The 13611-nt window shown below is 66.3% G+C and carries 12 protein-coding genes; 5 read left to right on the top strand and 7 right to left on the bottom strand.

All coding sequences use genetic code 11. The features are described from left to right. Window positions 1-3: 3 nt before the first annotated feature. Complete coding sequence (gene trhA, locus AC04MI_RS08055; protein ID WP_476497547.1) at window positions 4-645, top strand: PAQR family membrane homeostasis protein TrhA; 642 nt, start codon at window positions 4-6, stop codon at window positions 643-645. 207 nt (window positions 646-852) lie between these two features. Further along, window positions 853-1329 (top strand): HU family DNA-binding protein, encoded by a 477-nt coding sequence (locus AC04MI_RS08060; protein ID WP_056066465.1) that lies wholly within the window; start codon window positions 853-855, stop codon window positions 1327-1329. A gap of 121 nt (window positions 1330-1450) precedes the next feature. Here the strand turns inward: AC04MI_RS08060 and AC04MI_RS08065 are convergent, their stop codons facing one another. The 3 genes from AC04MI_RS08065 to AC04MI_RS08075 are packed head-to-tail and all read right to left on the bottom strand — an operon-like array spanning window position 1451 to window position 5267. Then, window positions 1451-3250 (bottom strand): feruloyl-CoA synthase, encoded by a 1800-nt coding sequence (locus AC04MI_RS08065; RefSeq protein ID WP_436077581.1) that lies wholly within the window; start codon window positions 3248-3250, stop codon window positions 1451-1453. 48 nt (window positions 3251-3298) lie between these two features. Then, the gene (locus tag AC04MI_RS08070) at window positions 3299-4264 is read right to left on the bottom strand and encodes a 3-hydroxyacyl-CoA dehydrogenase NAD-binding domain-containing protein (RefSeq protein ID WP_116747949.1); all 966 of its coding nucleotides are present in this window, start codon (window positions 4262-4264) and stop codon (window positions 3299-3301) included. A gap of 10 nt (window positions 4265-4274) precedes the next feature. Further along, window positions 4275-5267 carry a Bug family tripartite tricarboxylate transporter substrate binding protein gene (locus AC04MI_RS08075; RefSeq protein ID WP_476497556.1) on the bottom strand — a complete coding sequence of 331 codons (993 nt, stop codon included), beginning with the start codon at window positions 5265-5267 and terminating at the stop codon, window positions 4275-4277. A 138-nt stretch (window positions 5268-5405) separates the two neighbouring features. Here AC04MI_RS08075 and AC04MI_RS08080 point away from each other — a divergent pair, with 138 nt between their 5' ends. Further along, window positions 5406-6098 (top strand): Crp/Fnr family transcriptional regulator, encoded by a 693-nt coding sequence (locus AC04MI_RS08080; protein ID WP_436077580.1) that lies wholly within the window; start codon window positions 5406-5408, stop codon window positions 6096-6098. Window positions 6099-6159: 61 nt separating this feature from the next. Here the strand turns inward: AC04MI_RS08080 and AC04MI_RS08085 are convergent, their stop codons facing one another. The 4 genes from AC04MI_RS08085 to AC04MI_RS08100 form a co-directional block, all read right to left on the bottom strand. Further along, window positions 6160-6918 carry an alpha/beta fold hydrolase gene (locus AC04MI_RS08085; RefSeq protein ID WP_476497558.1) on the bottom strand — a complete coding sequence of 253 codons (759 nt, stop codon included), beginning with the start codon at window positions 6916-6918 and terminating at the stop codon, window positions 6160-6162. A gap of 68 nt (window positions 6919-6986) precedes the next feature. Beyond that, window positions 6987-8540 (bottom strand): benzoate-CoA ligase family protein, encoded by a 1554-nt coding sequence (locus AC04MI_RS08090; protein ID WP_476497550.1) that lies wholly within the window; start codon window positions 8538-8540, stop codon window positions 6987-6989. Window positions 8541-8589: 49 nt separating this feature from the next. Continuing rightward, window positions 8590-10140 (bottom strand): 3,4-dehydroadipyl-CoA semialdehyde dehydrogenase, encoded by a 1551-nt coding sequence (locus tag AC04MI_RS08095; RefSeq protein ID WP_476497551.1) that lies wholly within the window; start codon window positions 10138-10140, stop codon window positions 8590-8592. A 54-nt stretch (window positions 10141-10194) separates the two neighbouring features. Beyond that, the gene (locus tag AC04MI_RS08100) at window positions 10195-10662 is read right to left on the bottom strand and encodes a 4-hydroxylaminobenzoate lyase (protein ID WP_056746949.1); all 468 of its coding nucleotides are present in this window, start codon (window positions 10660-10662) and stop codon (window positions 10195-10197) included. Window positions 10663-10853: 191 nt separating this feature from the next. Between AC04MI_RS08100 and AC04MI_RS08105 the strand changes: the two genes are divergently transcribed. Together AC04MI_RS08105 and boxC are read left to right on the top strand one after the other, a co-directional pair. Beyond that, window positions 10854-11795 carry a helix-turn-helix transcriptional regulator gene (locus AC04MI_RS08105; protein WP_476497553.1) on the top strand — a complete coding sequence of 314 codons (942 nt, stop codon included), beginning with the start codon at window positions 10854-10856 and terminating at the stop codon, window positions 11793-11795. 269 nt (window positions 11796-12064) lie between these two features. Further along, the coding region (gene boxC / locus AC04MI_RS08110; protein ID WP_476497554.1) for a 2,3-epoxybenzoyl-CoA dihydrolase at window positions 12065-13611 on the top strand (1547 nt) is incomplete at its 3' end.

Genomic DNA, 13611 nt, shown 5'->3' on the forward strand with positions numbered 1-13611 from the left:
GCCATGAGCGACCGGCCGCAGGACCTGCACGAAGAGGTGGCCAACAGTGCGCTGCACGGTGCTGCGCTGGTGGGCGCCTGCCTTGCCGTGCCACAACTGCTGCAATCAGCGCCCGCCGCGCATCCCGCAGCCATAGGGGGTGTGCTGGTGTTTGTGGCCACCATGGCGCTGCTGTATGGCGCGTCCACCCTGTACCACGCGCTGCCGCCGGGGCGGGCCAAGCAATGGGCGCTGCGGCTGGACCATGCGGCGATCCACCTGTTCATTGCGGGCAGCTTCACCCCGTTTGCGTTGAGTGCGCCGGGCCACACGCACCATGTCAYCGCCCTGGCCCTCGTCTGGCTCGCGGCTCTGGCGGGCTGCTGGCTGCAGCTGCGCACAAGGCGCACTGCGCCCTGGCTGTCCACGGCCTTGTATGTGGCGATGGGCTGGGTGGCGCTGCTGGCGGCCTTGCCCCTGATGGCCCATGTGCCCGCCGTGAGTGCCGCCTGGCTGGTCATCGGCGGGGCCGCGTACACGGCCGGTGTGGTGTTTTTTGTGATGGACGCCGTGGTGCGCTACGCCCACGCCGTGTGGCATGGCTGTGTCATCGCAGGCACGGGCTGTCACGTGATCGCGGTGCTGGGCCTGCAGACGGCAGCTTAGCCACGCAGACAACAAGGGGGCGCAAAGCGCGCTCCTGCAACGACCTCGCGGGCCCTGCGCAAGCAGTTGGCACCGCACCCATGCGACGGCTGCAAACACCTGCGGCACGCAGGCCCTATCGCGCCTGGCGTTATCGCACCTAAAATCACGCAGGTCCTCGCCCGCAGAGGCAGGGCCCATCGTCATTCCAATCAACGAAAAAACATCATGGCAACTGCAAAGAAAACTCCCGCTCCCGCAAAGAAGGTGGCCGTCAAGGCCGCAGCACCCGCCGCCAAGAAGGCAGCACCTGCAGCCAAAAAGGCGGCTCCAGCCGCCAAGAAAGCAGCCGCTCCCGCCGCCAAGCCCGTGGCCGCTGCTGCCGCCCTGAAGCCCATCAAGGCTGCGTTCAACAAGACCACACTGGTCGCCCATCTGGCCGAACAGTCGGGTGTGGAGCCCAAGGCCGCCAAGGCCGTGCTGGCTGCGCTGGAAGCCGCCATCCTGGGGTCGGTGCACAAGAAGGGCTCTGGCGAGTTCACGCTGCCTGGCGTGCTCAAGATCGGCCTGCAGCAAGTGCCTGCCAAGAAAAAGCGTTTTGGCAAGGACCCGTTCACGGGTGAAGAGCGCTGGTTCCCCGCCAAGCCTGCTTCGGTCAAGATCAAGACCCGCGCCCTGAAGAAGCTCAAGGACGCAACCGCCTGATGCACCCAGCGCCGCAAGGCGCCTGCTTCAGCACCAGGGGCCGCGAGGCCCCTTTTTCTTTTGGCGGAACCCGCAAGGGTGCGCGACGACGCCTCCCCTACACGCCCTGGGCCCCGCGCAATCAGGCCCTGATGACCCCTGGCGCTGCAGAATGGGCATACAAAGCCTGCACCGCCGCCGCGCGGCGTGACAGCACCGCCCCCTGGTTGATGTAGCCCTTGTCGGTGATCTCCCCGGCGTCTGCATCAGGCGCCATGTCCATCACCATGGCCCGTGTGGGGCATTGCGAAGACCCAGCGCCCGCATCGCGGCGCGCGCGCATCACGGCCTGCAATGCCTGCTCCAGACGCCCAGCGTCGGCCGCACCGGCCGCAGACGGGAACACCAGCATGCCCACCTCGTCACGGTTATGCCCGGTGAGCACGATGTCCTGGACCAGCGGCGCCAGTTGCGACACCAGCTCCACCCGCAACGTGCCCACCGACACCCAGCTGCCGCTGGACAGCTTGAAATCCTCCGCCACGCGCCCGTTGAAGACCACGCCTTTGTCTGGCTGCTCCGCGTCCACCAGATAGCCCGCGTCGCCGATGCGGTAGAACCCCTCGTGATCGAACGCAGCCGCCGTTTCACGCGGCGCATTGCGGTAGCCTGCAAACACCGACACGCCACGAACCCGCATCTCCAGCTTGCTGCCGTTGGGCACCAGCTTCAGCTCCAGCCCTGGCAAGGGTGCACCAATACAGCCCGCGCCTTCAAGGTGCCAGTGCGCGGTGGTGACGGCCGGCGCTGTCTCTGTGGATCCCCACGACGTCGTGAGCCACAGCGGCTGGGCGGGGCGCACGCGCCGCGCAACGGCCTGCAGGCGCTGCCAGGTCGATGGAGCCAGCGCCGCCGCCGCATAGAAGGCCAGCCGCATGCGCGCCAGCACGTCGGCGGCCAGGCCGTCGTCGGCTTCCAGAAACGGCAGCAGCATGTCAAAGCCCCGGGGCACATTGAACAGCATGGTGGGCTGCACCTCGCGCAGGTTGCGCACCGTCTTGTCGATGAGCCCCGGCACCGGCCGCCCCTCGTCGATGTAGAGCGTGCCGCCGTGGCACAGCACCATGTTGAGGTTGTGGTTGCCGCCAAAGGTATGGCTCCAGGGCAACCAGTCCACCAGCACTGGCTTTTCGTGCTCCAGAAAACGCCACGCCTGGGCCATCATCTGCTGGTTGGCGCAGAGCATGCGGTGGGTGTTGATGACCACCTTGGGCCGACCTGTGGAGCCGGAGGTGAGCAGGTATTTGGCATGGTCATCGGGCAGCAGCGCCTGCATGGCCTGCTGCACCTGGGGCGTTTCCTGGCCCGTGAGCAGATGCTCCCAGGGCAGCGCACCCGGACACGTGGAGGCGTTGCGGCTGAACACCTGCACAGCATCGCTGTCCCAGCCGTGCAGGGCTGCCGCATAGACGCTGGCATCGGACGCATAGACCAGGCAGGGCTCCAGCACCGACAGCATGCTGTGCAGGCGGCTGGGGTCCTGGGAGCGCGCATACGCGCTCGACAGCGAACAGGGGGTGATGCCCACATGCATGGCCGCCAGCATGAGCACCGCATGGTCCACCGCGTTGTCGGACAGGATGGCAATGGGCCGCCCGGCAGGTAACCGCAGGTCCAGCAGCGACTGGGCCACGGCGCCCACCTGGCGGCGCAGCTGAGCATAGGTCAGGCTGCGCCAGCCTTCTGCGCCGTCGCCGCGCTCGGCCAGCGCCAGCGCATCTGGCGTCTCGCGCGCCCAGCGTTCCAGCCATTCCCCCACACAGCGGGCATAGGGTTGCAACGCCATGGGAGAGCGCAGCGTGAAAGAACCATCGTCAAACTGGGTGCGCACAGCGCGCGCAGGGGCAATCTGGCGCTCGTCATCAAGAAAGGCTGGGTACATGGTGGGTTCTCGGGAGCGATGGAGGTTCAAAACAGGGGACGCTGCGCCTCAGGTGTGCAGATCGGGATCGGGCTTGCTCAACAAGCCTGACACCTGCTTGGCGTGCAGCAACTCAATGAGCAAGGCATCCCGCGCACCGGCCAGATCGCGGGCTTGGCGCGTGCCCAGCGCCTGTGCGACCCCTTCGGTCACCTGGTGCTGCAAGGCTTCGGTCATGGACGGCGTGCCCAGGTCCTGCCACCAGCTTTCGATGGGACCGCCCAGGTGGGCCAGCAGGTGGGCAATGCCACCTTCGCCACCCGACAGGTGCAGGTTCATGAACGGCCCCATCAGCGCCCACCGCAAGCCGGGGCCCTGGGAGATGGCTGTGTCGATGTCTTCCACAGTGGCTACGCCCTGGTCCACCAGATGAAAGGCCTCGCGCCAGAGCGCCGCCTGCAGGCGGTTGGCAATGTGCCCCTTGATCTCACGCCGCACGTGGATGGGACGCTTGCCAATGCGGGCGTAGAAAGCCATGGCATCGGCCACCGCCTGGGGCGTGGTGCGCTCGCCGCCGCCCACTTCGACCAGCGGGATCATGTGCGGCGGATTGAACGGGTGGCCCAGCACCACGCGCCCGGGGTGTGCGCAATCCTTCTGCATGTCCGTCACCGCCAGCCCCGAAGAACTGGAGGCCAGCACCACATGCGCCGGGGTCGCTGCATCCATGCGGCGGAACAGGTCCACCTTGAAGTCGAGTCGCTCGGGCCCGTTCTCCTGCACAAAGTCGGCCTGCGCCAGAGCATCTTCCAGCCGCACATGAAAGTGCAGGCGCTCCTGGCTTGCCCCCGAGGCCAGCCCCTGCTGCGACAGCGCCACCCAATGCGCGGCGACGGCGTCCCGCAGTCGCTGCTCGGCCCCTGGCGACGGGTCGGTGGCATGCACGTCCAAACCCCGTGCCAGAAAGTACGCGGCCCAGCTCGCGCCAATGGTGCCGGTGGCCACCACAGTCACGCGCTTCACGGTGTGTGCCATGGGGAACCTTTCAAGACTCTGCCGTGAAGCCGACCTTCTTCACCAGCGGGCCCCAGCGCTCATATTCGGCCTGTTGCGAGGCCAGCATCTCCGCAGGCGTGGAGCCCTTCGCGATGAGCCCCACCACGGCCAGGCTGTCCATGACGGCCTTGTCCTTGATCGCTGCGTTGATGGCGGCGTTGGCGCCAGACACCACGGCTGCCGGCGTGCGGGCCGGGGCGTAAAAGCCAAACCATTCCTCGGTCGTGAGTTCTGGAAAGCCCTGCTCAGCAAACGTGGCGACCTCGGGCGAAAACGGAGAGCGCGCCTGGCCTGAGGTGGCGAKCAGCCGCAGCTTGCCSGCCTTGTGGTTGGGAATGAAGTCKCCGCTGGGYGTGACCATSGMSGCGATTTGCCCGCCCACCACRTCGGTSACGCCSGGGATGGARCCGCGGTAMGGCACRTGCTTGAGGTCCACGCCGTTGTTCAAGCCCAGCAGCGCACCGATGAAGTGTGGCGTGGAGCCCGCTGCGGGTGAGCCGTAGTTCGCCTGCCCGGGGTTGGCCTTGGCCCAGGCCAGAAAGTCCTTCACCGTCTTGACGGAGGCAGGCACCAGCGGCCCCACAGCCAGACCATGGTGCATGACGGCGCCGATGGACACCGGCATAAAGTCCTTGGCCGGGTCGTAGCTCAGGCGGCTGTATATGTGCGGGTAAATGGACGTGCACGAAAACGGCGACAGCGTGAGCACGCTGCCATCGGCGGGCGCACCCTTGAGCGACTCCAGCGCGATGCGGCCGCCCGCGCCGGGCTTGTTTTCCACCACCGCGGGGTTGCGGGTGTAGGGAGATCCCGCCAGCTTCTCGCCCACCCTGCGCGCCACGCTGTCGCCCGCGCTGCCTGCGGGAAAGCCGTAAAAGATCTTGATCTGGTCGATGGTCTGCGCCCAGGCAGCCAGCGGCGACAAGGCCCCCAGCGCAGAGGCGCAACCAACGTGGTGCATGAACTGACGGCGGGTGTGCATCATCATGTGTCTCCTGTGGATGGAGCCGTCATTATTTTTTGACGCCCCTGCACATTCAGTCATCGCGATGACATTTGGACTCAGGGAATACGCGCACGCGCCTGTACAGCACACAATGGCGCAGGAGACACTCTCACCATGTTGGTCAAACTGGCGCCCCCTACCCTCACCGATCTGCTGCTGCACTCTGCCTGGTTCCCGGCCCTGGACAGCGCCGCCCAGCAGCGGGTGATGGACGATGTGCGCGAGGTCGAAGTGCCCCAGGGCGGCGAGCTGTGCCGGCGCGGCCATACCCCCGTGCACTGGTATGGCGCCATCGAGGGGCTGCTGAAGTGGACTGTGACCTCGGGGGATGGCCGCTCGGTCACGCTCGGCGGACTGTCGGCGGGAAGCTGGTTTGGCGAGGGCACCTTGCTGCGCGGCACGCCCCGCACGGCCGACGTGATCGCACTGCGCCCCAGCCGCGTTGCGCTGGTGCCGATGGAGACTTTTGAATGGCTGCACGCCACGCAGCGCAGCTTTGACCACTTTCTGCTGCGCCAGATCAACGAGCGCATGCACTGGTTTCTGGGCAACTTCACGGCCCACCATTTGCTCGATACCGACAGCCAGGTGGCCCGCGCGCTGGCAGGCCTGTTCCACCCCTGGCTGCACCCGGGCAGCGACACGCACTTGCAGGTGTCGCAAGAAGAAATTGCCAATCTCTCGGGCGTATCACGCCAGCGCTGCAACGCGGCGTTGAAGCGGCTGCAGGCCGCTGGCCTGCTGGAGATCCAATACGGCGGCATCACCGTGACCGACCTGGAAGGCCTGCGGCGTCAGGTGGAATAGCCCCTTTTTTTTGGGCGTCACTGGGTGCATGGGCTACCGCCCGCTACTGCACCATCTGCCGCTATGTGGGCGAGTGGTGCGCTTGGATGAAGGCAACCGCAGCGGCCATCACCGCACCAGGCTGGTCGCGGTGCGGAGAGTGCGCACAGTCCGGCAATTCCAGCAGCCGGGTGCCTGGCACCCGCTGGGCAATGCCCCGGATCTGGGCCAGGGTGCCGTACTCGTCATCACAGCCCTGGATGGCCAGCACGGGGGCGCGGATCAGGGCGACCTCCGGCTCGATGTTCCACKCRCGGAASGSCGGGTSCAGCCAGAYGCGGTTCCAGCCCCAGAAGGCCGAATCCCCATCATCGTGGTAACGCGCCAGCTTGTGGCGCAGATCGGTCTGTTCGTAAGCGTCCCGCGCGCGTTCGATGTTTTGCACCGTCACGTCTTCCACAAAGATGTGCGGCGCCATCACCACCAGCCCTTGCACACGCATCGGCCAGCGTGCAGCCAGCAACAGGGCAATCGATGCGCCATCGCTGTGGCCGAAGAGCCAGGCGGCTTCCTGCACGCCCAGTGCATCGAGGAATGCGGGCACCACCTCGTGTGCCTGCTGGTGCATGAAGTCCACGCCCCACACCTCGTCCGCGGGCCGGGGTGTGGACCGGCCATAAGCAGGACGAGAGAACACCACCCCCCGAAACCCACCCGCATCGCACAGCTGGCGCGGGAAGTCCTTCCACATCGCCACGGAGCCCAGGCCCTCATGCAGGAACACCACCAAGGGGGCAGTGCTGCGCTCGGGGGCTATCCACTGGTACTCGACATGGACCATGCGGTTGCGCCACCGCACTGGCACATGCTCTGTGCGCCCCACGGGGCTGGGTGGAACGCCGTTGGCACTCACGCCCGCTGCTCCCGTTCGCGCAGCCGAAAGCGCTGGATCTTGCCGGTGGCCGTCTTGGGCAGCTCGGGCAAGAATTCGATCAGACGCGGGTACTTGTAGGGCGCCAGGCGTTCCTTCACAAAGGCCTTGAGTTCATCCGGTGTGACCGCCTGCCCATCTTTGAGCACCACAAACGCCTTGGTCTTGGTCWGGCCGTCGGCGTCCTGCGTGCCGACCACGGCGGCCTCCAGCACGGAGGTGTGCTGCATCAGCGTGGCCTCCACCTCGAAGGGGGACACGTAAATGCCGCTGACCTTGAGCATGTCGTCGCTGCGCCCGGCGTATGTGTAGTAACCCTCGGCATCGCGCACATATTTGTCGCCGCTTTTGGTCCACGCGCCCTGGAAGGTCTCGCGGGTCTTGGCGCGGTTGTTCCAGTACATCAGCGCTGCACTGGGGCCCTGGATGTAGAGGTCGCCAATCTCGCCCTGCGCCACCTCGCTGCCGTCTTCGCCGCGCAGGGATATCTCGTACCCCGGCACCGGTTTGCCAGTAGTGCCGTAGCGCACATCGCCAGGGCGGTTGGACAGGAAGATGTGCAGCATCTCTGTCGAGCCAATGCCATCGATGATGTCGCAACCAAAATGGTCCTTGAAGCGCTGCGCGATCTCGGCCGGCAGCGCCTCGCCGGCAGACGAGCACATGCGCAGCGCCACCGCACTTCGGGAAGGCAGGCGGGGCGAGGCCAGCATACCGGCAAAACCGGTGGGCGCCCCAAAGAACACCGTGGGCTGGTGGCGCGTCCAACGCTCGAAGGTGGCGTCTGGCGTGGGTCGCTCGGCCATCAGCACCACTGTGGCGCCCACCGACAACGGGAAGGTCAGGCTGTTGCCCAGCCCATACGCAAAGTAGAGCTTGGCAGCCGAAAAGCACACATCCTTGTCGGTCAGGCCCAGCACCGCCTTGCCATACAGCTCGGCCGTCCACCACAGGCTGCCCTGGGTGTGCACCGTGCCCTTGGGCTTGCCCGTGGAGCCCGAGGAATAAAGCCAGAACCCAGGCTCGTCCGGGCCGGTGCGGGCGGGCGCAGTCAGCGCGGAGGTGCTGGCGATGGCGGCCTGCATGTCCACCGCCCCTGCAGCCAACGTGCCCTGCGGCTGCGATACCACGCAAGCACGCACCTCATGGTGGGGTGCCAGGGCCAGCGCCTCGTTCAGCACCGGCAGCAATGCGCCGGAGACCAGTGCCGCCTGCGCCCGGCAGTGCGTCAGCATGTAGGCGTAGTCGTCGGGCTTGAGCAGGGTGTTGACCGCCACAGGCACCACACCCGCGTAAAGGCAACCCAGAAACGCCACCGGCCAGTCGCTGGTGTCCAGCATCAGCAGCAGCACGCGCTCCTCGCGCCGCACGCCAGTGTTGGCCAGCACCGCCGCCAGCCGCCGTGCGCGGTCTTCCAGCGCGCTGTAGCTCAGGGTCCCCCGGTCGTCGATGTAGGCGGTGYGGTCACCCCGAGCGCGGTTGAGAGCAAACAGATGCTCTGCAAAATTGAACTGTTCCGGAAGGCTTTTCATGGCGTGTCTCCGTCGCGATGGTGTGGTCGTTGTGGGTGGGGCTGAGGGGTCAGCAGCCCAGCGCCGCGAGCACTTCGGGGCTGGCCTGCACCGCACTGCGCTGGTGGTAGAAGTCCAGCGCCCGCAAGCCACCCAGCTCAGCACCACCACCAGCCCGGCCGGGCCCGCCATGCAGCGACATGGGCATGACATTGCCGTGRCCCGTGTGCGCAGTGGCCACTGCCGGCGTCACCACATGCACACGGCCATTGCTCGCAGCCAGCGCTACGGCGGCCTGGGCCAGGGCCTTGTCGTCGGCACCATAGAGCGAGGTCACCAGCGAGCCCTGGCCACGCTGCGCAAGGGCCAGCGCATGGGGCAGGTCGTTATAGGGCAGCAAGGTGGCCACCGGTCCAAACACCTCCACGTCATGAACGACGGAGGCCTTGTCGGCATCGCGCGCGCCCAGCAGCACCGGGCCGACGCAGGCGGCCACTGCAGGGTCGGCGTCGACCAGCGGCCGCGTTCGGCCGTCATACACAACGTCGGTATGGGCTCCCAGGGCGGCAATGCCTGTCTGCACCCCATCGAACTGGGCGCGGCTGACCAGCGAACCCATGCGCACTTCCGGGTTACGGGGGTTGCCCACCACCACGCGGGCCAGCTGGTCGCTGACAGCCTCTGCCACCGCAGCGTACGACGCAGTGGGGACGAGGATGCGGCGGATCGCGGTGCACTTCTGGCCSGACTTGACSGTCATCTCRCGMACSACTTCGCGCACCAGCAGGTCAAAGGCCGAACTGCCCGGCGCCGCGTCGGGCATCAGCAGCGCAGCGTTGAGGCTATCCGCCTCGATGTTGGCGCGCACCGAACGCTGCGCCACCGCCGGATGCGCGCGGACAACGCCCGCCGTCTCGGCAGAGCCGGTGAACGACACCACATCAAAGGGTTGCAGCGCGTCCATCAAACCCGCCGAGCTTCCCGCGATGATCGACAGTGCACCGGCGGGCAACACCCCTGCGTTCACCACGTCCTGCACCATGCGCTGGGCCAGCCACGCCGTGGATGTGCCGGGCTTGACGATGACCGGCATGCCCGACAGCAAGGCGGGGGCAGCTTTTTCCCACAGCCCCCAGGCGGGAAAGTTGAACGCGTTGATGCACAGCGCCACCCCTGGCCTCGGCACCTGCAGGTGCTGCGACTGAAAGACCGGTTCCTTGCCCAGCCTGACCGCGTCCCCGTCACGCAGCACGCGCACATCGCCCAGCGCATCACCCCATTTGGCATATTGGCCGAGCGTGAAGATGCCGCCGTCGATGTCCACCGCAGAGTCCGTCTTGACGGTGCCGGAATTGGCGGTGGCGATGTCGTAGTAGCTGTCGCGGTGCGCCTGCAGCACCTTGGCGACCGCGCCGAGCGTGRCGGCCCGCTCACGATAGGTGGCAGCGCGTAGCGCATCTCCCCCCTGTTCGCGGGCAAACGCAAAGGCCTCGGGCAGATTCAACCCCGTGGCGTCCACCCGCACCAGGGCGGTGCCCAGCACAGGATCGCGCAGCTCAGTGCCGGGCCCTGTTCCGTGTTGCCAGCGGCCGGCAACGTGGTTGGCGAGCAATTCAGTCATGCAGTCAATCTTTCAGAGCAAGAAAGTCAATAGGGAGCAGCGCTGGCGCCAGCCCTAGCGGGTGAACTGGATCTGCCCCTCGGGCAACAGGTACAAAACCAGCGCCCTGCCGCGCGCCACCGTAGGGTGGTGGGCACTGCCGGGCGGGTAGACGCACCAGCCGGCAGGGTGGCCGTCAAACAACGCCTCCCCCTCCAGTGGCATGATCAAATCGATTTCGCCCTGCGGGTGGGTGTGGTGGGGGCCAGCAATGTTTTGCATGTCCACCACGTCCACAGAAAACCGGTGCAAGGCATCTTCGGGCTTGAACACACGGCCATAGCGGATGCCGCCGCCTTCGCGTTCACACAGCCAGCCTTCACGTGCGCCCTGAATGCACGCCTCCCGCAAGCGCTGGTAGGTCGCACTGGTGGGGCCGTGCGCGGTGTTCAGCCATTGCGCCAGAGCGGCATCCAGGGGTTTGCCAGCGAGCTGGGCGGTCAGATCAACCAAGGCTTCGTGAAACGCAGTTTTGTCGGACATGGGCAGTGGGTGCAGCTAGAGTCGGGGCCCAATCTGCACCGTTTTTGATCCACCGCCTTGCGCGCATCCAAAACATGCAGTATTTTGCCAATTGATGAACCATAGTTACCTCAAAGATCCATGTCAAGCACTATAGTGCATGAATGGCGTTTTCCCTGAGAAGATCAGGGCGCTCCATGAAAAGGATGGGTATGAATGAAACAGAAACGGCGGGGCTGCTCGCACCCGCCTCCGCGCAGGAGGGTGCGCAGTCATCGGCCGAGGAGCCCAAGAACCCTCTTCTGGTGTCGCTGGGCGAGCGCGTKCGCAAYCTGCGYGCRCAGCGSGGCCTSACSCGCAAGGCGGTRGCSRTKGCSGCCGACGTGTCGGAGCGSCACCTGGCCAAYCTSGARTACGGCAYSGGCAACGCSTCSATCCTGGTGCTGCAGCAGGTGGCCSRYGCGCTGCACTGCTCGCTGGCSGAACTCGTGGGCGACTTCACGACGCAATCGCCCGARTGGCTGCTGATCCGCGARCTGCTSGARMACCGCAGCGAGSCCGAMCTGCGCCGCGCCCGCCTGGCCTTGCACGAGCTGCTGAGCGGGGGACACAACGACGCGGCAAGGCACCGCCGCATTGCGCTGGTGGGTCTGCGGGGGGCGGGCAAATCCACGCTGGGGCCGCTGCTGGCGCGCGAGTTGGATGTTCCTTTCATTGAACTGAGCCGCGMCATCGAGRMSCTCGCSGGSTGCAGCGTGCGCGARATCCACGACCTSTACGGCACCAMCGCCTACCGCCGCTACGAGCGCMGSGCGCTSGAGGAARCSATMCAGATCYACRGCGAGGTGGTCATYGCCACGCCGGGCGGCATYGTSTCGGACCCCGCCACYTTCAACGAGCTGCTGGCCCACTGCACCACCGTGTGGTTACGGGCCGCGCCCGAGGAACACATGGGGCGTGTGGTGGCACAGGGCGACATGCGCCCGATGGCCGCCAGCAAGGAGGCCATGGACGACCTCAAGCGCATCCTGGACGGGCGCGCTGCTTTCTATTCCAAGGCCGAAATCACGGTGGATACCTCCGGCCAGACCCCCGAGCAGAGCCTGCAGACCTTGAGTGCCAGCGTGCGCAAGGCCATGGCCCGCGTGGCGTAAAAACCTGCACCCGGTCTGGATGGCTGCAGCCCGGACATCGGCGCCGCAGCACCCACGCCCATCCCGGCACAGCACAGCGCCCGCCACCGCGGCGGCCTGTGCAGCTCGCCCCCTCCCAATCGCCCCCTGCGCAGCCCTCAGCAGCGCTGCCCGTCTACCCGAATGCCATCGGCAAAAAAATGCATTGACATACCGAGAAACATGCATGATGATGCACATCAACAACTGCGCACAAGCACTATATTGCATTAATTCTCCACGGAGACCTCATGGCAGACCTCACCCACGTTCCCGAACGCGTTGACTACCGCACTGATCCCACGCAGTACCGCCACTGGACCTTGTCGGTCGAGGGTGTCATTGCGCGGCTGTCCCTTGACATYGCGGARGACGGCGGSATCCGYCCYGGCTACAAGCTCAAGCTCAACAGCTACGACCTGGGSGTGGACATYGAGCTGCATGACGCGCTCAACCGCATSCGCTTCGAGCACCCCRACGTGCGCAGCGTCATCGTCACCAGTGGCAAGGACCGTATCTTTTGCTCGGGCGCCAACATCTTCATGCTGGGYGTGTCSAGCCATGCCTGGAAGGTSAACTTCTGCAAGTTCACCAACGAGACGCGCAACGGCATYGARGAYTCCTCCAAACACTCGGGCCTCAAGTTCATTGCGGCTGTGAATGGCGCCTGCGCAGGCGGCGGCTATGAGCTGGCACTGGCGTGCGATGAAATCATCCTGGTCGATGACCGGTCGTCTGCCGTGTCGCTGCCCGAAGTGCCTTTGCTGGGCGTGTTGCCCGGCACCGGTGGGCTGACACGTGTCACGGACAAGCGCCACGTGCGGCATGATCTGGCCGACATCTTCTGCACCAGCGTGGAGGGTGTGCGTGGCCAGCGCGCGGTGGACTGGCGGCTGGTGGACCGTATCGCCAAGCCCGCGCAATTTGCCGCCACGGTGCAAGAGCGCGCCGCCGCCCATGCACAGACCAGCACCCGCCCCGGCAGCGCACAAGGCATTGCCCTGCCACGCGTGGAGCGGCAGGACCATGCCGACGGCATGCGCTACCAGCACGTGACGGTGGACATCGACCGCGCACGGCGCACGGCCACGCTGTGCATCCGCGCCCCCGAGGGAGCGCAGCCCGCTGACACGGCAGCCATTGAAGCAGCGGGCGCCGCCTGGTGGCCGCTGGCACTGGCCCGCGAGCTGGACGACGCCATCCTGAACCTACGCACCAACGAACTGGACATTGGCACCTGGCTGCTGAAGACAGAAGGGGATGCGCAGGCGGTGCTGGCCAGCGATGCCATCTTGCTCGCGCATCAGGACCACTGGCTGGTGCGCGAGACCATCGGTGCGCTGCGACGTACGTTTGCCCGTCTGGATGTGTCCTCACGCAGCCTCTTCGCGCTGATCGAGACGGGATCGGCTTTTGCCGGCACCCTCGCAGAACTGGCCTTAGCGGCAGACCGCACCTACATGCTGGCCCTGCCCGACGCGCCAGAGCAGGCCCCAACGCTCACCCTGAACGCATTCAACTTTGGCCTGCTGCCCATGGTGAATGACCAAAGCCGCTTGCAGCGCCGCTTCTATGAAGAGGCGGGCCCGCTGGAAGCGGTCCGCGCTGCCGCGGGCCGGCCGCTGGAAGCAGACAGCGCACTGGCGCTGGGCCTGGTCACGGCAGCCCCCGACGACATCGACTGGGCCGACGAAATCCGTATCGCCATTGAAGAACGCGCCGCCATGTCGCCCGATGCGCTGACCGGCCTGGAGGCCAACCTGCGCTTTGCCAGCAGGGAGAACATGAACACCCGCAT

Source organism: Acidovorax sp. LjRoot204, assembly GCF_056175785.1.